Source organism: Streptosporangium sp. NPDC000396 (assembly GCF_042898655.1).
Taxonomy (GTDB): domain Bacteria; phylum Actinomycetota; class Actinomycetes; order Streptosporangiales; family Streptosporangiaceae; genus Streptosporangium.
Genome location: NZ_JBIAZA010000017.1, coordinates 76,360 through 96,847, shown reverse-complemented (window position 1 = coordinate 96,847; position 20,488 = coordinate 76,360). Strand labels below are relative to the sequence as shown.

The window sequence follows — 20,488 nt, the reverse complement described above, 5'->3', positions numbered from 1 at the left end:
GTCCTCTAGCGGCGCTTGCCGCGCCGTACCCGGAGTTCCTCGAAGCGGGGGGTGTCACCGTCGCGGACCCGCTGCCACGCCTTGGTGTAGAGATCGGCGACGGGTTCGACGGGGGCGACCACCCCCAGCTGCGCGCTCTGGCCGTCGACCAGGTCGAACAGGGGGATCTTCCACTGTTCGACCGGGACGTGCGGGGCTCCGAGGTCCACCCAGGCGCACGGCAGGAAGAGCGAGCGGCCGGCCCGGGTGCGGGTGGCCTCGACCACCAGGTCGGTGGCGGCCAGCTCGGCGCGGGCCGCCTTGAGCCGGGCGGGTTTCCAGCCGGTCCACCGGGCGACGTTCTTGTCGGTGGGATCCGGCATCGCGAGCAGGGTCAGGTAGAGCGTGGCGGCGTCCTGGCCGAGGCCGTACTCCCGCGCCGCCTGGGAGACCAGTTCCGGCACGGAGCGACCGGGGTCCTGCGGCCACCAGGTGCCGTCGGGCGCGCGCTCCCCCGCCGCGGGGTCGCCGGGGCCGGTGAGGAGCGCCTCGAATCGCGGGTCACGGGCCGTGCGCAACGCCAGTTCTCCCGGGAACATCCCTCCGGAGTCGTCGGCCAGCGCCCGCAGGGCGGGAAGGTAGGGGTCGTTCCCCGCGGCGTCCAGCAGGGCCGTGCGGATGCCCGGCGCCGGCTGGTTGTCGTGAGTGGCCATGATCACGGCGCCGTAGCGTTCCCAGCCCTCGCCTGTCTCAGTGGGGGCTCCGGCGACCTTGCGGAAGTCAGGCAGGCTGACGTAGCGGCCCAGGTCGAGCATGAGGTCGGGGTTCTCCAGCCGGGCTCGGACCGCGGCCAGCACCGCGGGCAGGGCGGCCCGCATGGAGTCACCGGCGGGCAGCCGGTGGGCGAGCCAGGCGGTCAGGGCGACGACGCTGGTCAGCGTGGACCCCGTGAACCCGGTGGCACTCTCCTCTTCGGGGGAGACGCGGTCGCGATGCACCCTCCAGCGCAGATCCGTGCTCAGCTCCGGCGCCGCGGCCGGGTCGAGCAGGGCGGGCAGCGCCCGGCTCGGCTCCCAGTCCGTCCGCACCGCACGGGTCGCCTCCGCCACCATCCACTCGGGGACGGCGGCTCGCCGGCCCACCCTGGCGTTCCATACCCGCGCGGCGGCGGCGACGTCCGGGCCGTCCGTCCACAGCGCGGCGGGCCGGGCGGGCAGCAGCGCGGCGACGACCTCCCGCCGGACGTCGGCGTCCAGCTCGCGCAGCTCGGCCTTGGCGACGGCGGCGTCGGGCGCCTTCAGGCCGAGCAGGGTCCGCGCGTCACGCGGCAGGAAGGTGCGCTCGTAGGTGTCCACGTACGGCAGGCCAGCGACGACCAGCCGGGCCATCGTCTCGGTCACCCCGGTGAGCCGCGCGAACTCCTCGGCCGCCTCGGGCCGCCAGGGCGCCGGACCGCGTTCGGCGTGCTCCGCGAGGAACTCCCCGAGCCAGCCCTCCTCCCGGGCCTCGCCCACCGGCTCCGAGGAGTGCGTGGAGTAGGGATGGGGGACCTCGAACCGGCCCGCCGGGTCGTGGAAGAGCGCCGTGAAGCCCTGGCCGCTCGTCCACGGGGCGGTGTTGTGGCAGGCGATGAACGCTCCTCCGGCCAGCGGGAGCACGCCGAGCAGTGCGCCGCTCCGTCTCTCTCCCGCGGCGTCGTTGAGCCAGGTGTCGTCGAGGTGCAGCGTGAAGCGGCGCCACCGGACAGGTTCCGCCGCCGAGGCGAGGCCGAGCGCGTCGATCTCGGAGAGCAGCTCGTGCAGTGCGTTCGCGTGTTTCGGATCACAGACCGCCGACGCCACCCGGTAGGCGACGGCCGCGGACCGGTCGAGCAGCGGCTGCCACGTCAGCGAGGTGTAGGGAAGCTGCGGCCCGTCGAGGTGAAGGCGGATCGCCCGACCGGCGGCGGGTTCTGCGGCATCGGATTCGGCGACATCGGATTCGGCGGCGGCCCGCAGCGTCTGGCCGATCAGCTTCATCTGCCCGAACGCCGCGGGCGCCTTGTCGTACCACCCGTAGGTGGGGACGCCGAGGCCGTTGAGCGCCTGGAAGAGCAGCGTGTCGGAAGGCCCGGCCGGCTCCTGCTCCTCCTTGCCGCCGGCGAGGGCGTCGGCGAGCCGGGCCGCCACGGCGTCCAGGGTGGCCTGCTGGGCTGCGGCGAACCGCGCCACCCCGGCGATTCCGGCGATCAGCGCGTCATGTGTGACCTGCGGCAGCAGCGCGCGGATCAGCGCGTGCAGCTCGTCCTGCCTCTCCTGAGCGGTCTTCGGCGGCTGCTGCCCGGACCGCGTCGGCTCCGCCGGGGCCGCCGCCTTCAGCAGGGCGGACGCCGTCTCCCGGTCGATCCGGCGCAGGGCCAGGGAGCCCTCCGGGTCACGGGGCCGCATGCACCTCCAGTAACGCAACGGCGGCAGCATCGCGGTGCCCGCGGCGAACATCCCGGGTGCCCTCTCCAGGGCGGCCGTCGCGATGACGACCCCCTCCGGGTCGACCAGCTTGACCTCGCGCCAGTCCTTGGTGAGGGCGCGCGGCCGGTCGTCCCCGGGGAACGTCACGGCGCGCGCCGGCGCGCCGAGGCCGTGCAGGGTGACCGTGCGCCCGGCGAGGTCCTCACCGCGCAGCGATCCGTCGGGCAGCTCGACCACCCGCCAGCCGATCAGGCCTCCCACCGGGACGCCGGCCGGGGTGATCTCGTCCGAGGGGACGGGCAGCAGCCAGCCGCTGCGGTAGGTGCTGCCCGCCGGGGCCGAACGCAGCGCGTCGGCGAGGAAGCCGGGCATGCTCGGCCTGCCGTACGCCATGCCGATCGGGTCGTACTCGCGCCAGCCCTGGTCGTCCCCGTCCCTGACCCACGTCCAGAACGAGGTCCCGTCGCTGATCACCTGAGCCCTGCCGGGCACGGTCGTGTCTCCCGGGTGCAGCACGCCACGGCCCGTGGTCCGCCCGCCGCCGGGCAGCGGCAGGGTGATCGTGTCGGCGCCCAGCGCCCACCTGTTGTCCTGCCCCTCCAGCGGCCCGGCCGCCCCGGCGGAGGAGTGCCAGTAGCCGTGCAGCCGGTCGCCGTAGGTGTCCCAGTAGACGAGCAGCTCGCCGTCGACGTAGTGGAAGTCGGGGTCGCCGTAGACGAGGTCATTCGGCGGTTTACGCAGGTCGTGGGTGAGCACGGTGCCTTCGAGGCCGATGACCCTGGCCTGGGACGGGCCCGAGACGATCAGGTGGGGCCACGCGTCGGAGACTTCGATGTTGTGGAGGTTCTCCAGCCGGACGAGGGCGGCGACGGCCTCCTCCCAGGCCGGCCAGCCCAGCTCGTCGATGAGCCCGCCGCGCAGCGTCCGGGCCAGCTCGGCGGCGAGGTCGGCCCGCGCGGCCTCGGCGACCTCCTCCTCGGCGAGGACCAGCCCCTCGCCGGGCAGCCAGGTCAGCCGCCTGAGGGCGTCGGGCAGCTGCGGCAGGCCGGCGGCGAACGAGCGCCGCGCGACCGTCTTCATCCACTCGGCCAGCATCGGCCGGCCGCCGGGGGAGGCCGCCAGGCGGCGTACGGCCAGCCTGCCGTCATCGTCGTTGCTGAACCTGTCGGCGGCCTCGTGGAACGCGGGCCGGAAGCGGGTGTCGGCGGCCAGGGCGAGAAGGTCGCGCTGGCCCTCCCCCCGCGCCCACGGCTCCAGCCGCAGCGACATGTTCTCGCCGGGATCGGCGACCGGAATGTCCAGGGACAGCAGCAGGTCGAGCAGGTCGGCGTCCGAGTTGGCCGCCACGGCCCCGCCCGCCGCGGCGAGTTCGGCGCGCAGCCGCCCGGCCACGCGCTCCACCAGCGCGTACAGGCCTGGAAGCCGCGGCTCTCCCCTCCAGCCGGGAGACCAGATCTTCAGGAAGCGCTCAAGCCAGCCGGCCGTGCCGTCGGCGGGGCGTTCGTGCTCGGAGACCTCACCGTCGCCCAGGCCCGCGGTGGCGCCCGACTCCTCCAGCATCTCCAGCCAGAAGGCCGGCATCTCGTCGTCGCCGCTGCGGGGTATCACGTTCAGTAACGTCCCGCGGGCCGCGGGCTCCCGCCTGGCCAGGGCCACCAGGGCCGGGCGGTGCGCCTTCCACCAGCCCAGCGGGGCCACGAGAGTGGCCGGCAGGCCGAGCAGCTCGGCCAGGTAGGCCTGCTCCTCGGCGTCCGCGTCGTGACCTGCCGCCTTGGCCAGACGGCGCAGGTCGCCGGCCATCTGCGCCGACGGTGACAGGCCCGCCGCGGTGCGCCGCAGGCACAGCCGCGTGAACCTGCGCAGGGCCTCGTCGGGCCGCACCCGGGCGGTCAGCTCCTTGGCGTATCCGGACAGTGCCTTCACCGGCAGCGCGCCGGCGAGCGCGAACTCCAGGAACACCGCGTCCAGCCGCTCCTCGTCCACCGCCAGCCCGTGCTCGGCCTCGGCCTTGCGTGCCCGGGTGAACATCTGCGCGGCGTAGGTGGTGTTGTCCACCCCGAGGAACACCCGCCCCGCCTGCTCGAAGAACGTCGGCAGGAAGTGCGGGACGGCCGCGGCCAGCTGCCCGGCCATTTGCTGGTAGGCGTCCAGGGCGGCCTTCGGCTTGGACTTCGCCTGCCGGGCCGCCCGCTCCAGCTCCGGCACCACGGCGAGCGCGTGGTGGCCGTCCTGCGGGTGGTGGACCAGCACCCACTCCGGGAAACCGAGCGAGCGCCGCAGGCCCAGGCCGACCACGGCCGGATCATCGGCCGGCGCCAGTCCCAGGAAGCCCGCCGCCGCGTCCTCCGCCTCGCCCAGCTCCTCGGCGACCAGGCGCACCACCACCCGGCCGTCCAGCCCCGAGTGCCGATAGGTGCGCGCGGTCAGCGGCACCGCCCGTTCGCCGCCTCCCTCCGTGCCCGGCGGAAGCACCGCCCCGGCCTCAAGGAGCTCCTGAACCCCGGCCTCCGCTGACGACATGGCGCCGCTCACGCGTCCTTTCCTTCCTCGATCGTCCGCCCGGCGTACAGCGCCGCGGCCATCCGCATCCCCTCCGACCAGGCCACCGGGCCGACCTCGCGCAGCGGCAGCAGCCTGCCCGCCTGGTCATGCCAGGTCAGGTTGCCCGTCTCGCTGTCGCCGTCCCAGTAGGGCTCCCCGATCCACACCGACGCCTCGGCGGTCCGCCCGGCATCGCGCACCGTGCAGGTGGCGTAGCCTCCCGACACCCGGTAGCCGAGGGAGCTCGCCCGGGCCGCGAGGCCGAACCGGGAGCCGAACTTCCCTCCGGCGAACTCCGTCACCTCGGCGGAGTTCTCCGCGAGGTCGTCCGGTTTGATCCAGGTCGCCCGGTGGATCTGCTCGACGCGCTGGACCACGCCCAGCTCCGCGGCGAACTCCCGCAGCTCTTTCAGGTCGGGCAGCAGCACGGGGTGCGCCAGGGTCACCGTCTCCGGGGAGAGCCTGACGGTCTCGCCGTCCAGGTTCACCACCCGCAGCTCGCCGGAGCCGGTGGCGTCCCGAAGGAAACCCGCGTCGTCCGGGTCGTCGCCGACCACCACGAGGTCGCGCAGGACCGACTGCCACGCCTCGTCCGGCCATACCCGGGCCAGCAGCCCCGTGGGGACGGGGAGGGACGACACCATCCAGGTGTCCACCTGTGCCAGACATTCGGCCGCATGCCGGTCGAGCCACTCGGCGAACCGGCGCAGCCGCTCCACCTCGGGGTGTTCCCGCACCTGTTTCGGCAGCGACTTCAACTGCCGTCCCGCCGCCCGGCCGGCGGTGGCTCTCGCCGCCACCCGGCCCTCCACAAGGGCGACCTCATATCCGTCGCCCGCCGACAGCCAGCCCAACGATCCCACCCTCTCGCCATGCACGGAATGTCAACGTTCGCAGGGGTTTTCCGCACCTGCGACTGTGATGCGCGGAACGCTAACGCCCCCGACCGACAATTGGGTATCGGGCGTCTGAAAAAGATTCGGCGCGTGCCGGTGGAGCACCCGGCGAGGACGATGCCGGAAGCACAATCTGACTTGACCGGCGTCTTCCAGGCCGTCAGCGTGAATGCACAGCAACTGGACCGTCTAGGGACAGGCTCATGCCCGCTGGCCCGGATCCACATTTCGTCAGCCGGGAGCGCGAGCTCGCGGCGCTTCACGCCGCTCTCGATCGAGTACGGCACGGCGAGCCGCAACTGGTGCTGGTCAACGGGCCCGAGGGGATCGGCAAGACCGCGCTGGTCCGCCGGTTCCTCGGTCAAGCACGCAGGTCACGCGTTCTGAAGGCCAGCGGGGACGAGAACGAGGCGGCTCTGCCCTACGGGGTGCTGGAGCAGCTCCTGTCCTGTTCCCTTGACGGCTCCGAGCCTCTGGCGGTGGGCTCGGCCGTACTCGGCCATCTGGGGCATCTCCAGACGGCGGGGCCCGTCATCCTGGTGATCGACGACGCGCAGTGGGCCGATCGTCTCTCGATGCAGGCCCTCACGTTCGTGTTCAGGCGGCTCCGCGTGGACAGGGTGTTCGCGATCGTGGTGACCCGTGACCCGGATGATCCGCGCCTGCCGGAGGGCATGCGCCGCGTGCTCCACGACGGCCTGACCCTGCGGCTGACCGTCGGCCCGCTCGACGCCGGAGAGCTGGGGCTGCTCTGCGGCCGCCTCGGCGTGGCTCCCCTGAGTTCCTCCGCGGTGGAGCGCCTGCGCGTTCACACGGGGGGCAATCCCCTGCACGCCCGGACTCTTCTCGAAGAAGTGCCCGCGAAGGCGCTGAACAACATGGACACCGCGCTGCCCGCCCCCCGGTCGTACGCGCTTCTCGTGCTCGGGCGGCTGGCCGGATGCGCCGAGCAGGCACGCCGTCTGGTGGAGGCGGCCAGCGTGCTCGGGATGTCCTGTCCCGTTCACACCGCGAGCGCGCTGGCCGGTGTCACCGAGCCCCTGCCCGCGCTGGAGCAGGCCGTCGCGGCGGGCCTCCTTTTCGAGGAGCAGGGGGTGGGCGGGCTTCTCGTCCGTTTCCCCCACCCCCTGACCCGTGCCTCGATCTACCAGAACCTGGGTCCGGCCAGGCGGGCGCGGCTCCATCTGGGCGCGGCGAACCTGCCGGACAACGAGTTCCACCGCCTGCGGCATCGTGTCCGCGCCGCGGCCGGCCCGGATCCGCGGCTGGCGGCGGAGCTGGCCGGATGGGCGAGGCTCCAGGCTGCGGAGGGCCACTGGCACGCCTCCGCCGAGCACCTGCTCCAGGCCGCGTACCTCAGCGACGACCTCGTCGACCGGGGGAGGCTGATGGCCGAAGCGGTGGGCGTCCTCCTGCTCGACGGCCGTGTCGACGAAGCCAGAGGCGTTCTCGCCCGCCTCCCGGCGGCGGCCGAGCCGGCCGTCCGCGCCTACGCCATGGGGCACCTGGCGGCTGTCTCCGGGCACCTCGCGCAGGCGCGGAACCTGCTCACCGTCGCGTGGGAGGGCCTGGACCATCACGTCGTGCCGGTCATCGCCAGACGTACGGCGCGGCAACTGGCCGTGCTCGACCTCATGCGGGCCCGGGGCGGGGACGCCGCCGCCTGGGCGCAGCGCGCCCTGCGCATGGCGACGGAACGGCCCGTCTCGGACTTCACCGTGTTCACCCGCCTGACCGGCCTGTGCGTCTCGGGCGCGGCCGGCGAGGCCCTCTCCCTGACCCGGGCGCTCCCCGACCCCTCACTGGCCTCGCCGTACGAGCTCGACGCCCTGCTCGGCCGGGGCCTGCTGCGCACCTTCACCGACGACCTCCCCGGCGCGCTGGGCGACCTGCGCGGCGTGGTCATGGCCTGCCGCGACAGGTCGATCCCGTTCCGGATCCTCGCCACGGCCATGCTCGGCCAGGCCGAGTACCGCGCGGGAGAGTGGGACGACGCGCTCGTCCACACCGAGACCGCGGCCTCGCTCGCCGACGACGCCGAGCAGTTCTGGATCGCGCCGATCTGTCACGCGCTGGCCGCGCTCGTCCCCGCCTCCCGCGGCGACCGGGCGCACGCCGAAGGACACCTCCGCGCGGCGGAGTCGCGGCCCGCCCAGAGCCAGAGTGTCGCGGCGCGGGTCCACACCGCCTACGCACGCGCCCTGCTGAGCACGGGCGACGCCGACCACACCGCCACCGTCTCGGCGCTTGAGCCCCTCTTCGAGCTCGGGGTGCACGACATCGTGCACGAGCCGGGGATCGTGCCCTGGCACGACCTCCTCGTCGACGCGCTCACCGCCCTCGGGGAACGGGAACGGGCGCAGGCGACGCTCGACCGCCGACGGGAAGCGGCCGAGGAGTGCGGGCGCCACTCCGTGCTGGCGGCCGTGGAACGCAATCTGGGCAACCTGCGTGCGGCCCGGCACGAAACCCGAGCGGCCGAGGAGGCCTTTCTCGACGGGCTGGAGCACACCGCGCACGTCGACGCGCCGTTCGTCCGCGCGGTTCTCCTGCTCCACTTCGGCGCCTTCCTGCGCCGCTCCGGTCGCCGGTCGGCCGCGGCCGACCGGCTGCGCTCCGCGCGCGACGACCTGGTACGGCTCCGCGCGCAGCCGTACCTCCACCGGTGCGACCGGGAGCTGGCCGCGTGCGGCTACCCGGTGCGGGACAGGCGGGGGCTCGACCCCGGTGATCTCACCCCTCAGGAGCACGCGGTCGCCCAGCTCGTCATCCGCGGCATGACCAACCGCCAGGTGGCCGGTGAGCTGGTCGTCAGCATCAAGACGGTCGAGTATCACCTGGGGAACATCTACGCCAAGACCGGCGTCACCTCCCGGACCGGTCTCACCGCGAAGCTGGCGGCCGTCCGCCCCTGAGGTCTCACGGGCTGCAGATCGCGTGCAGGAGCGCGTTCGCGACCTCCCTGCCGGCCACGTCGCTGTGTGAGGTGATGAAGGAGTCGGACAGCAGGTTGTAGACCCGCCCCCCGGTGAAGGCGTAGCCGTCTCCGACCGGGAGCAGCCGTTCGGGGGGCCGGGTGACCTGCGATGTCTTCATCGCCCCGTTGCGCCCGATGCCGCCGTACGGATCGTCGGGTCCCCCGGGGAGGCCCGCGGCCCGCTGCCCGGCGAGGCGGGAGACGATCGCGTAGGCGACTCCCACCGCCAGGTCCCTGGCGGTGTGTGTGACCACGAGCGGGCCAGTGAGCCGTCCGGCGTCGAGCACGGGCCGGAAGAAGCCCCGGTGCCCGGCGCCGTCGTAGTCGGTGGCGAACCCGTGATGGCTGAAGGCCCCCTGCAGCAGAGTGATCGAGTGCACCGGCGCGTGACGCAGCGCGGCCGCGGACACCAGGCGGGCCCCGAAGGAGTGCCCCGCCAGGTGGCGTCTGACGCCGGGGGCCCGTGTTCTCACGGCGTCGAGCAGACCGGCGACGCCGATCGAGCCGACCTGGCCCGCGCGCTCCTTCATGGTGAAGTACGTCGTCGTGTTCAGCAGGTTCCGGGCGGCTTGCAGCAGGGGCCGGGGGAAGCCGAGTCCGGCCATGCCGCCCTCGCCCTCCGGGCCGCCCTCGGACGCGGGACCGCCGCCGAGCGCCGTGGCCCCTCCCGCCCGCTCGGGTCCGCCGAAGATCAGATTGGGCCGTCCGGCTGTTTCGAAGACATCCTCGGCATCGCCCTCCATCAGGGCGGGCGGCGGCCCGTCCTCGTCGTCCGTTCCTCTGGGGATGAGGGAGCGGAGCAGGCCGAGGAACTCGGCCCGCGCCTGCGGCGAGGTCTCCAGTTCCGGCAGCAGCGCGTCGAGCCGGTCCGCCGTACCCGGATCGGAGACCTTCTCCCTGATCTCCACTCGCAGGACCGACTCCGGGTCCGCGACGGCGGCTCCCCCACCGGCGATCATTCCGGGGTCCGCCCAGCGGATGGCGGGCCACAGCACTCCCACGACGGCCAGCCTGACGTTCGCGGCCGCGGGGACGGTGGGCCGGACCTCCGCGAGGTTGTCCGTCAGCTGCCGGTAGAACGCGCGGGCGGCCGGGATGTCGTTGTTCCATCCGTGCGCGAGCACGAGCACGTCGGTGACCCCGGCGGCGGCGATCGTCTCGACGGCGTGCCGCTGCTCGTCCTGGTCGTGCACGGACCCGGTCGAGTCGAACTGGACCTCCGCGTAGGGGAATCGCACGGCTTTCCTCCTCCTGCTCGTCTGCTGTGCCCGTCAAACCCGCTGGATCGCCCTCATCGCGTCGACCAGGCCCACCCCCTGGAACGTCCTGTCGCGGCCCAGGTCGGTGGCCGAGCGCATCAGGTTCTCCTTGACCGCCTCCGGGCGGCCGATGAACTCGCGGTGCACCGACATGAAGGCCGCGGCCACCCCGGAGACGTGGGGCGCGGCCATCGACGTTCCCGAGTCCTCCACGTAGGTCGCGTCGGGGACGGCGGTCAGGACGCTCTTCAGCAGGGCGCCCGTGCCCGCGCTCACGATCCGCTCGCCCGGGGCGACCAGATCGGGTTTCGGGCGGCCGTCACCCGTCGGTCCTTTCGACGAGAAGTACGACACCCCGCTGGTGTGCGGGGTGGACGACGTGGCGCCCACGGTGATGGCGAGCTCGGAGTTGCCGGGGTCGTTGATGGTCAGATCGAACCCCAGACGCATGACCTGCTGCCGGGAGTCCCAGGCGTAGCCGTACCCGGTGTTGCCCGCAGCCGCCACCACCACGACCCCACTGCGGACCAGGAGGTCCACCTCGCGGCAGATGGGGGTCAGACCGGCGGCGAACCAGCCGGGGTCGAACGGATATCCGACCGACAGGTTGACCCCGTGGACCCGCAGGTCCCGCCCGCCCGCGTTCACCTCCTGGATGTACTGGAGGGCGGCGAGGACGGCCGTGAGGTCACCGGACCCGTCGTCGCGCAGGACCCTGCACGACAGCAACCGGCAGCGAGGTGCCATCCCGCACATCCCGGGCAACTCCAGCCGCTGCACCCGGCTCGCGCCCCGGTCGTCCTGGTACCAGGCGGCCGCCACCAGCGGCCTCCCGTCGCTCCCGGGCGCCTGCTCTCCCGCGAGGATCCCCGCCACGTGGGTTCCGTGACCGGCGGCGTCGCTCAGGGCGTCGGCGTCACTCGTCCCGGGGACGAAGCTTCGGTGCGCGATCCGGCCCCCGAGGTCGAGGTTGCCGTGCCGGGCGAAGTGCGCGTGCCCGGCGTCGATGCCGGAGTCGAGCACCGCCCAGACGATGTCCTGGCCCAGCGCGCCGAACGCGCGATGCGCCGCCGCGCACTTGGTCGTGACGACGCTCCGGTAGGTGAGGGGGCCAACTTCGAAGTTCGGCCAGATGCGGTGGATCGACCAGCGGGGCGCGGCTCCGGAGGGTACGGCACCGGCGGGAGACCCGGCGGCGGGGTCGCGCGCGTTCCGTTCCTCGGCCGTGTCGGCCCGCGCCAGCTCCCGGATCTGCTCCGCTGTCAGCGCGGCGGCGAGGTAGGAACCCAGGAACCGTATGGGAGCCGTTCCGCCGGTCACCTCGGCGATCAGCTGCGCGACCCGGTTTCCCGCCTCCCTGACACCGCCGGGATGGGCGCTGCGCAGTTCGATCACGACGCCGATCGGCTCGTCCGCGGCGGACGCCATGCGCTCCTGCAGGGGACGTGAGATCACCGCGTCCACCACGAGTTCGGGAGAGGTGGGCACGCGTCCGGGAAACCGGAGGCCCGCCGGCGGCCGCGGCCCCGTCCGCGCCCTGCCCGCACCGAACTCCCCTGGGATCTCCGGCCCGGCCGAGTGTGGATCATGAGGAGTGGTCACGGGCACCTCCGATGCGGTTCGAGACATCGCTGTCCGTCACCGAGGGCTTCCGCCGTGTTCGATACCGGTGCGCGCCATGGTAGGCCGCCACGGCTCCGCCGAAATCAGGAGTTCACCTAGGGAAATCCCTGAAATTTCTCATCGCCGGGTCCGCCCCTCGCGAATGACCCGCAGCGCGACCCGTGCTTCCCGCGCGGACATATTCACGATTGCGATGTACGGATTCTCATACCAATTCTGATTTGCCGTCGAAGAAACCCTCATCACTACCCGAAACGGAAATACACGCCAGCGCCAGAATGATCATGACACGAGGTCAAACGTCATGAATTTCACCTATTTTTCCCCAGGCGCCCAGTCGCCGATCGCCGGACTCAGGCCGTTCCCGCGGCGCGAAACCCGGGCCCGTTCTCTCCTCCGCGCCGGCCCTCGAACCGGAGAATCCGGCACCCGCCTAGGGACATCCCTAGGACATTCCCCGAAGTATGAGGTCTCCTCCGCGATTATCTTCCTGGGGACACAGGACCGGAGCCGGAGGAGAACCGTCAGCGCAGTCGCCGGCAGCCGTGAAGCGGAGGGATCATGACGGAGTACACCGCGGGACCGCTTGCCGGCACCGCGTTCATCCACGGAGCGACGTTCGGCGCCAAGGCGGTGAACTATACGGAGGTCGACGGGGTCAAACTGTTCGAGGGTGACATCGTCCTCACCGACTCCGCCGGTGACACGTCTCCCCTGGCGGCCTCCATCGGCATCTCCGGCTCCGGGTTCCGCTGGCCGGATGCCACCATCCCGTACGAGATCGACGCCGGGCTGCCGAACCAGCAGCGGGTGACCGACGCGATCGCGCACTGGGAGGCGAACACGCGAATCCGGTTCGTCCCGCGTGAGCCCGCCCACACGCACTTCGTCAGGTTCTTCCGCGGTGGCGGCTGCTCCTCCCCCGTCGGCATGCGGCCGGGCGGAAACACGATCAGCCTGGGAGACGGCTGCGGAACCGGCAACGCGATCCACGAGATCGGGCACAGCGTCGGCCTCTGGCACGAGCAGAGCCGGGAGGACCGCGACGCCTTCATCACGATCGTCTGGGCGAACATCCCCGTCGACGTCCAGCACAACTTCCTGCAGCACGTCACCGACGGCGACGACCTCGGCGCCTACGACTTCGGGTCGATCATGCACTACGGGCCGACGGCGTTCACCGGCAACGGCCAGCCGACGATCGTCCCGAAGGTCGCGCTGCCGCCGGGGGTCGTGATGGGCCAGCGGGACAGGCTCTCCGCCGGCGACATCGCGGGCGTCCACGCGCTGTATCCGCCCTCGCGGGTCACCATCAAGGAGTCCGTCAAGGACCCGGTCCGTGAGGGCACGTTCAAGGAACCCCTCAAGGATCCGATCCGGGAGGGGGGCACCCGCAAGGAACTCGTCAAAGACCCCGTCTCCGACGGCACCCGCAAGGAACTCGTCAAAGACCCGATCAACGACGGCACGCTGAAGGAGGCCGCCAAGGACGTCCTCGACCCCGTCAAGCGCGGGGGCCTCGACCAGCGCAGGCCGTTCGTGCTCGCCACCCCGCAGCAGGCCGACACCCCGCACACCGACGACGAGCTCGTCCAGCTGGTAGAGCAGCTGTCCGCGGCGCTCGCGGCCGCCGAACAGCAACGGGCCGAGATCCTCGCCCAGCTCGCCGAGGCCGTCGCCCTGTTACAGGAGCAGACCCCATGATCCTCGTCGTGTCCTATCCGGAAGAAGACCACACCGTGGCCGTGCTGGCCCGGCTGGCCGCGGCCGGGCGGGAGGTCGCCCTGATGGATCTGGGCGACTTCCCCGCCTCGGGAATGGCCGTGTCCTACAACGGCGCCGAGCGCCCGACAGCGCTCGTCGACTCCTCCGCCGGCCGGGTGGATCTGGAACGCTGCCGGGCCGGATGGTGGCGGCGGGTCCGGCCGTACGAGGCCGATCCGGCGATCATCGCGCCGCACGAGCGGGCCTTCGCGGTGAGCGAGACCCATCAGGCGGTCAGCGGCCTGCTGGCGTCGCTGCGCTGCACCTGGGTCAACCCGCCGGGGCTGGACGAGGTCGCCCACTACAAGCCGCTGCAGCTGACCACCGCGCGCGAGTGCGGGCTGACCGTGCCGGAGACCCTGATCACCAACGACCCGGACGCGGCCCGCGCGTTCATCACCCGCGTCGGGCTGGGCCGTACGGTGTTCAAGGCCTTTCTGGCCTCGCACGACGCCTGGCGCGAGACCCGGCTGGTGCGCGCGGAGGACCTCGACCTGCTCGACACCGTCAGGTTCGCCCCGGTGATCTTCCAGGAGTACGTTCCCGGCGTGGACCTGCGGGTGACGATCGTCGGCGAACGGCTGTTCGCCGCGGAGATCGACGCGTCCGCGACGAGATATCCCTTCGACATGCGGATGTCCCTCGGGGAGGCCACCGTGCGCCCCACGGTGCTTCCCGGGTCCGTCGAGCGCGGGCTTCTCGCCCTGACGGCACGGCTGGGGCTCCGGTACGGCGCGGCCGACCTGCGCCGGGACGCGTCGGGCGGCCACCACTTCCTGGAGGTGAATCCCGCCGGGCAGTGGTTGTTCGCCGAGGAGCGCGCCGGGCTGCCGATCACCGACGCCGTGGCCGGGCTGCTCGCCTCGCTGGACACCTCGTGAGGGTTCGCGGGTCGGCGGTGATCCCGGCGGAGGTTCCCTCCGGGATCGCCGCCCGGATGGTGATCGAGGTGCGCGACGCCTCCCTGGCGGACGTCCCCGCGCCGCTGGTCGCCCGGGTGGTCCTGCGCGACGTGCCGCTCGCGCCCGGCGGGCGCCTGCCGTACGAGATCACCGTCCCGGACGTCCCAGGGGTCCTGGTCCTGAGCGTGCGCGTGGAGCGCGGGGAAGGCGGCGACCTGCTCACCACCCGGGCCGTCCCCGTGACCGGTGACCGCCTAGTCGTCACGCCCCTCACCCTCGTCGCCTGACGGCACCTCTCACCACGGCTCCTCACGCGGCTCCGCCCGCGCGACGTGTTCGTCCTCCGCACCGGCCTCCTCGTACGGCAGGCCGATGTAGTTCTCCGCCAGCGCCGTCGCGGCGGCCTCCGAGGAGGTCACGTAGTCGAGGTGGGACAGCTGCAGGCGGCGCTCGTAGGCGTCGTCGGAGTCGAAGGTGTGCAGCAGCGTCGTCATCCACCAGGAGAAGTGCTGCACCCGCCAGACCCGCTTCAGGCAGGTGCGGGAGTAGCCGTCGAGCAGCACGGTGGAGCCGCTCTCGTAGAAGCGCGCCAGCGCCTCGGTCAGCACCCGTACGTCCGCGACCGCCAGGTTGAGCCCCTTGGCACCCGTGGGCGGCACGATGTGCGCGGCGTCCCCCGCCAGGTACAGCCTGCCGTACCGCATCGGCTCGGCGACGAAACCACGCATGGGCGTGACGCTCTTCTCCATGATCTCGCCGGTGGCCAGGGTGAAGCCCGGAACCGTCTCCAAGCGGGTCTTCAGCTCGGCCCAGATCCGCTCGTCGGGCCACCCGGCGATGTTCTCGTCCGCGGGAACCTGCAGGTAGAAGCGGCTGACCTCGGCCGAACGCATGCTGTGCAGGGCGAAACCACGCTCGGTCCTGGCGTAGACGAGCTCCTCCGCCGACGGCTTGACCCGTGCCAGGACGCCGAGCCAGGAAAATGGATAGTCCCGGACGTATTCGGTGAGCACGCCCGGAGGGATCGACGACCGGGACACCCCGTGGAATCCGTCGCATCCCGCGATGAAGTCGCAGTCCAGCCGCTCCCCGCCGAAGGTGAGGTACGGCCGCGCGGTGTCGATCGCGTGCACGGCCACGTCGTCCACCTCGAAGCGGAGGTCGCCTCCGGCGGACAGGCGGGCGGCGATGAGGTCTTTGACGACCTCCTGCTGGCCGTACACGGTGATGGCCCGCCCAGGGACGAGCCTTTCGAAGGAGACCCGGTGGCCGGCTCCGCCGTACCTCAGCTCGATGCCACGATGCGGCAGTCCCTCGCGTTGGAGCCGCTCCCCCACCCCCGCCGCCACGAGCGTGTCGACCGTGCCCTGTTCCAGCACGCCCGCCCGCACTCGCCGCTCCACGTAGTCGCGGCTCCTGCGTTCCAGCACCACCGAGTCGATGCCCCGCAGGTGGAGCAGATGAGCCAGGAGAAGACCGGCTGGTCCCGCTCCGATGATCCCGACTTGAGTTCGCATGCCGTGAGAATGCTCGGCCGGCGGGAAATCGTCCACTCCTCGTTTCCGGAGCCGTTCCCCGGCGCGGGACCGCGCGTCGTCACGGCAGGTGGCCGGTCGAGCGGGCGGCGCTCACCGCGGCGTGCCGGGTGTGCACGCCCAGCTTGTGCATGGCGCTGCGCAGGTAGCTCTTGACGGTCTCCACCGACACCCTCAGCCGGGCTGCGATCTCGGCGTTGCTGCAGCCGACCGCCACATGGGCCAGCGTGTCGACCTCGCGGGGCGTCAGCGAGGGCCGGGCGGCGACGCCGCCGCGGGACACGGCCGTGAAACGCTCGCACGCGCTCTCCAGCCGCGACCGCACCCCGGGGTCGTCGACCTGCGTGGCGAGCGTACGGAGCTCGGCGAATATCCGGCGGACCTCCTCCCGCTCGCTGACGGTCAGCACCTCCCCGGACGACTGCCGCGTCCCGGTGGTCGTGAGGGCGGTGACCCGGCGCTCCGTCTCCTCCTCTGCCGCGAAATCCCGCGCCAGGTGGTGGGCGCGGGTCATCACCTCGTCGACGACCCGGTCCCCCACCGGCACAGGCTGCCGCAGCGCGCCGTACAGCACGGCGCGGACCTGGCCGGACACGAGGACCGGCACCGCGACGAGCGACCGCAGCCCCTCGACGCCGATGGCCCAGTCGTACTCGTGGCTGATCGTCGTGTCGTTGAGGTAGTCGCGGACGGCGACCGGCCGGCGCAGGGCGACCGCACGCCCTCCCACCCCGGCCCCGGCGACGATCTTTATTCTCCGCAGCGAGTCGGTGGTCGTGCCGATCAGCTCGCCCAGCCGCAGGGCACCCTGGGCCACCGGGCCGCCCAGGGCGACCGGGAGGCCCGTCGCGACCCGCACGGCCACCAGGGCGGACCGGATGCGGAGCCCGCCGTCGCCTGCCTCTGCCCATGCCTTCGGCATAGCCGTCCCTTTCGTATCCGGCTCACGCTAATCAGGCTCCGGCGTCAGGACAAGACGGCCGGTTCTCAGGAGCGCAGTTCGGGAAACTGATCATCGCGCCATTCGGGGAGCGCGGACCCCGCGGAGGCGGCCTTCTCCTCGCGGCCGCGAAGCTCCACCCGGCGGATCTTGCCCGACACCGTCTTCGGCAGCTCGGAGAACTCCAGCCGGCGCACCCGCTGGAACGGCGGGAGCCTGTCCCGGGCATGACGCAGGATCGCCAGCGCGGTGTCCCGGCTCGGCTCCCAATCGGCGGCCAGCGCGACGTACGCCTTCGGCACCGCCAGCCGCAGCTCGTCCGGCGCGGGCACCACGGCCGCCTCCGCCACCGCGGGGTGCTCGATGAGCACGCTTTCCAGCTCGAAAGGCGAGATCTTGTAGTCCGAGGCCTTGAACACGTCGTCGGTGCGCCCGACGTAGAAGATGTAGCCGTCGGCGTCACGGGCGGCCACGTCGCCGGTGTGGTAGTAGCCGCCCGCCATCGCCTCCGCGTGCCGTTGCTCGTCACCCTGGTACCCGGTCATCAGCGAGATCGGCCTACGGCTCAGGTCGATGCAGATCTCCCCCTCGTCGGCCTGCTCACCCGTGACGGGATCGACCAGCACCACCGGCACCCCCGGCGCGGGCAGGCCCATCGAACCGGGCTTGATCGACATCCCCGGCATGTTGCCGACCGACAGCGTGGTCTCGGTCTGGCCGAAGCCGTCGCGCAGCGTCAGCCCCCAGTGCCGCTGGACCTGCTCGATCACCTCGGGGTTCAGCGGCTCACCCGCCGACACCACCTCTCGCAGCTTGCCCGGACCACCGGATAGATCCGCCTTTATCAACATCCGCCACACCGTGGGCGGCGCGCAGAACGTCGTCACCTCAGCCCGGCGGATCTGGTCCAGCAGGGCGCCCGGATCGAACCTGCCGTAGTTGTAGACGAAGATCGTGGCCTGGGCGATCCACGGTGTGAAGAAGCAGCTCCACGCGTGTTTCGCCCAGCCGGGGGAGCTGATGTTCAGGTGCACGTCGCCGGGTCGCACACCGATCCAGTAGACCGTCGAAAGGTGCCCCACCGGATAGGAGACCTGCGTGTGCTCGACCAGCTTGGGCCTGCTCGTGGTGCCCGAGGTGAAGTACAGCAGCAGCGGGTCCTCCGGCGCCGTGCCGGGGTGCGCCGCCGGAGGCGCCGGAGCCGCGTAGGCCTCGCGGTAGGAGGCCCAGCCCTCCGGGGCGTCGCCCACGCAGATCCTCGCGTAGTCGCCTCGCACGTCGCCGAACTTGACGGTGTCCACGGCGTTGGCGATCACATATCGGGCACCGCCCCGGTCGACACGGTCCAGCAGGTCCGCCGGGCCCAGAGCGGTGGTGGCCGGCATGATCACCGCGCCCAGCTTCATCACCGCCAGCATCGACTCCCACAGCTCGACCTGGTTGTTGAGCATGAGCATCACCCGGTCTCCGCGGGAGACGCCCTGCGCCGACAGGAACGCCGCGACCTGGTCCGACCGCCGCGCCATCTCGTCGAAGGTGTAGCGGGCCTCGGAGCCGTCCTCCTCCACCACCCACAACGCCGTCTGATCGTTGCCGCGGGCGATCGCGTCGAACCAGTCGACCGCCCAGTTGAAAGGATCCCGGAACCGCGGCCAGGTGAACTGCCCGGCCGCCTCGGCGTAGTCCTCGCTCAGGTTCAACAGCAGGTCACGCGCCTTGCGATAGATCTCGGTGTTGCTGGTCGCCCCCATGGCGGCAACTCCTCTCGACGGTTGCCACAAGCTACGACAGCAGTATCAGCCCCGGCACCCCCGAAATAGGGAGATCGTCACCCGCCACCAGCCCGAACCGGTTTCCCGCGCGGAGCAGGCCTCAAGCGTGGTCACGGCCGGCGACGGCCCGCAGCCCGAGTTCCTCGATCGCCCGCTCGCGCATCTCCACCTTGCGGACCTTGCCGCTGACCGTCATGGGGAACGACCGGACCACCCGGACGTAGCGGGGAATCTTGTAGTGGGCCAGGCGCCCCCCGCAGAACTCCGCGACCTCTTCCCGGGTCAGGTGGTCATCCGGATCCCGCAGGATCACGCATGCCATGACCTCCTCGCCGTATTTCTCGTCGGGCACGCCGATCACCTGGACGTCGGAGATCTTCGGGTGGGTGTAGAGGTATTCCTCGATCTCGCGCGGATAGACGTTCTCCCCACCACGGATGATCATGTCTTTGATCCGGCCGACGATGTTGACATAGCCGTCGTCGCGCATCGTGGCCAGGTCTCCGGTGTGCATCCAGCGCGCGGAGTCGATCACCTCCGCCGTCTTGCCGGGCTCGTTCCAGTAACCGAGCATCACCGAGTAGCCCCTGGTGCACAGCTCGCCCGGCTCGCCGATCGGCACGGTCATCCCCGTCACCGGATCGACGATCTTGATTTCGACGTTCGGCATGACCCTGCCGACGGTGGAGGTGCGCCGTTCCAGGTCGTCGTCGCCCCTGGTCTGGGTGGACACGGGAGAGGTCTCCGTCATGCCGTAACAGATGGCGACCTCGGCCATGTTCATTTCGGAGATCACCCGCTTCATGACCTCCACGGGGCAGGGAGAGCCCGCCATGATGCCGGTGCGCAGGCTGGTCAGGTCGTATCCCGCGAAGTCGGGCAGGCCGAGCTCGGCGATGAACATCGTGGGCACGCCGTACAGGGCGGTGGCCCGCTCCTCGGAGACGGCGCGCAGGGTCGCGGCCGGATCGAACGAGGGCGCGGGGATGACGACGCAGGCACCGTGGCTGGTGGCTCCCAGGTTGCCCATCACCATGCCAAAACAGTGATAAAAGGGCACCGGCAGGCAGACACGGTCGTTTTCGGTGAAGCCGAGCAGTTCGGTGACGGAGTAGCCGTTGTTGAGGATGTTGTGGTGTGACAGGGTCGCGCCCTTGGGGAAGCCCGTCGTGCCGGAGGTGTACTGGATGTTGATCGGGTCGTCACAGGACAGCTCGGCCGCACGGCGTGCCAGCGCCCGCGCGTCCTCCGCGGCGCCCCCTTCGACCATCCGGTCCCAGCTCGGGTCACCGATGTAGACGACCGTGCGCAGCGCCGGGCAGCTCGCCCCGGTCGCCTCGACCATCGCGCGATAGTCGCTGGTCTTGTGGCGTTGCGCGGACACCAGCACGGTGATGCCCGCCTGGTTGAGCACGTACTCCAGCTCGTGGGTTCGGTAGGCCGGGTTGATGTTCACCATGATCGCGCCGATCTTGGCGGTCGCGTACTGCACCAGCACCCACTCCGGGCAGTTGGGCGCCCAGACGCCGACCCTGTCGCCCTTGGCGACGCCCAGCGCGAGCAGGCCCCGTGCCACCTCGTCGACGGCCTGCCCGAACTGCGCGTAGGTCCAGCGCCGGCCGCTCGGGCAGTCCACCAGCGCCTCGCGGCCGGCGAAGGCGGCCACGGCCCGGTCCAGGTTCGCCCCGATGGTGTCACCCAGCAGCGGGCTCTGGGAGGTTCCGCTGGCATAGGAAGAAGTCGTCATGTCTGCTCTCCTCGCTCGGGTGCCATCGTCGGATCTATGAGGTGGATCTCGCCACCCCCCGGACGGGGGTATCGCCGTGAGGCGCCCTCGGGCGGGACGGGGATCC

12 protein-coding genes are annotated in these 20,488 nt (G+C 71.7%); 4 read left to right on the top strand and 8 right to left on the bottom strand.

Going from position 1 to position 20,488, the window contains the following annotated elements; all coding sequences use genetic code 11:
• Positions 1-5: 5 nt before the first annotated feature.
• Both ACFY2X_RS26705 and ACFY2X_RS26700 read right to left on the bottom strand, forming a co-directional pair.
• On the bottom strand, positions 6-4,958 hold the full coding sequence (locus ACFY2X_RS26705) for a DNA-binding protein (protein ID WP_389942669.1): 4,953 nt from the start codon (positions 4,956-4,958) through the stop codon (positions 6-8).
• Positions 4,955-5,830: a DUF4132 domain-containing protein gene (locus tag ACFY2X_RS26700; RefSeq protein ID WP_389942666.1), complete on the bottom strand. Its 876-nt coding sequence runs from the start codon at positions 5,828-5,830 to the stop codon at positions 4,955-4,957. The genes ACFY2X_RS26705 and ACFY2X_RS26700 overlap by 4 nt, the downstream gene beginning before the upstream one ends.
• A gap of 236 nt (positions 5,831-6,066) precedes the next feature.
• On the opposite strand from ACFY2X_RS26700, the gene ACFY2X_RS26695 reads away from it, so the two are divergent.
• Positions 6,067-8,778: an AAA family ATPase gene (locus tag ACFY2X_RS26695; RefSeq protein WP_389942663.1), complete on the top strand. Its 2,712-nt coding sequence runs from the start codon at positions 6,067-6,069 to the stop codon at positions 8,776-8,778.
• A 4-nt stretch (positions 8,779-8,782) separates the two neighbouring features.
• Here ACFY2X_RS26695 and ACFY2X_RS26690 read toward each other — a convergent pair whose 3' ends face one another.
• Both ACFY2X_RS26690 and ACFY2X_RS26685 read right to left on the bottom strand, forming a co-directional pair.
• Positions 8,783-10,078 carry an alpha/beta fold hydrolase gene (locus ACFY2X_RS26690; protein ID WP_389942660.1) on the bottom strand — a complete coding sequence of 432 codons (1,296 nt, stop codon included), beginning with the start codon at positions 10,076-10,078 and terminating at the stop codon, positions 8,783-8,785.
• A gap of 33 nt (positions 10,079-10,111) precedes the next feature.
• Positions 10,112-11,587, bottom strand: a complete 1,476-nt coding sequence (locus ACFY2X_RS26685) for a S8 family peptidase (RefSeq protein WP_389942657.1) — start codon at positions 11,585-11,587, stop codon at positions 10,112-10,114.
• A gap of 696 nt (positions 11,588-12,283) precedes the next feature.
• Here ACFY2X_RS26685 and ACFY2X_RS26680 point away from each other — a divergent pair.
• The 3 genes from ACFY2X_RS26680 to ACFY2X_RS26670 are packed head-to-tail and all read left to right on the top strand — an operon-like array spanning position 12,284 to position 14,675.
• On the top strand, positions 12,284-13,426 hold the full coding sequence (locus tag ACFY2X_RS26680; RefSeq protein WP_389942654.1) for a M12 family metallopeptidase: 1,143 nt from the start codon (positions 12,284-12,286) through the stop codon (positions 13,424-13,426).
• Complete coding sequence (locus ACFY2X_RS26675; protein WP_389942652.1) at positions 13,423-14,367, top strand: MvdC/MvdD family ATP grasp protein; 945 nt, start codon at positions 13,423-13,425, stop codon at positions 14,365-14,367. Before ACFY2X_RS26680 ends, ACFY2X_RS26675 begins: the two co-directional genes overlap by 4 nt.
• Positions 14,364-14,675, top strand: a complete 312-nt coding sequence (locus ACFY2X_RS26670; protein WP_389942649.1) for a hypothetical protein — start codon at positions 14,364-14,366, stop codon at positions 14,673-14,675. The genes ACFY2X_RS26675 and ACFY2X_RS26670 overlap by 4 nt, the downstream gene beginning before the upstream one ends.
• Before the next feature lie 9 nt (positions 14,676-14,684).
• On the opposite strand, the gene pobA is transcribed toward ACFY2X_RS26670, so the two are convergent.
• The 4 genes from pobA to ACFY2X_RS26650 all read right to left on the bottom strand — a co-directional run bounded on the left by pobA (position 14,685) and on the right by ACFY2X_RS26650 (position 20,382).
• The gene (gene pobA, locus ACFY2X_RS26665) at positions 14,685-15,905 is read right to left on the bottom strand and encodes a 4-hydroxybenzoate 3-monooxygenase (RefSeq protein ID WP_389942646.1); all 1,221 of its coding nucleotides are present in this window, start codon (positions 15,903-15,905) and stop codon (positions 14,685-14,687) included.
• A 79-nt stretch (positions 15,906-15,984) separates the two neighbouring features.
• Positions 15,985-16,845 carry a LuxR C-terminal-related transcriptional regulator gene (locus ACFY2X_RS26660; protein ID WP_389942643.1) on the bottom strand — a complete coding sequence of 287 codons (861 nt, stop codon included), beginning with the start codon at positions 16,843-16,845 and terminating at the stop codon, positions 15,985-15,987.
• Between the two features lie 65 nt (positions 16,846-16,910).
• Positions 16,911-18,614 (bottom strand): AMP-binding protein, encoded by a 1,704-nt coding sequence (locus ACFY2X_RS26655; protein ID WP_389942640.1) that lies wholly within the window; start codon positions 18,612-18,614, stop codon positions 16,911-16,913.
• 121 nt (positions 18,615-18,735) lie between these two features.
• Complete coding sequence (locus tag ACFY2X_RS26650) at positions 18,736-20,382, bottom strand: AMP-binding protein (RefSeq protein ID WP_389942637.1); 1,647 nt, start codon at positions 20,380-20,382, stop codon at positions 18,736-18,738.
• Positions 20,383-20,488: the final 106 nt, after the last annotated feature.

Bases quoted from the DNA above. Each gene is read 5' to 3' on its own strand.
- ACFY2X_RS26650 (WP_389942637.1), bottom strand. From the start codon at position 20,382: ATGACGACTTCTTCCTATGCCAGCGGAACCTCCCAGAGCCCGCTGCTG.
- ACFY2X_RS26680 (WP_389942654.1), top strand. From the start codon at position 12,284: ATGACGGAGTACACCGCGGGACCGCTTGCCGGCACCGCGTTCATCCAC.
- ACFY2X_RS26675 (WP_389942652.1), top strand. From the start codon at position 13,423: ATGATCCTCGTCGTGTCCTATCCGGAAGAAGACCACACCGTGGCCGTG.
- ACFY2X_RS26655 (WP_389942640.1), bottom strand. From the start codon at position 18,614: ATGGGGGCGACCAGCAACACCGAGATCTATCGCAAGGCGCGTGACCTG.
- pobA (WP_389942646.1), bottom strand. From the start codon at position 15,905: ATGCGAACTCAAGTCGGGATCATCGGAGCGGGACCAGCCGGTCTTCTC.
- ACFY2X_RS26695 (WP_389942663.1), top strand. From the start codon at position 6,067: ATGCCCGCTGGCCCGGATCCACATTTCGTCAGCCGGGAGCGCGAGCTC.
- ACFY2X_RS26660 (WP_389942643.1), bottom strand. From the start codon at position 16,845: ATGCCGAAGGCATGGGCAGAGGCAGGCGACGGCGGGCTCCGCATCCGG.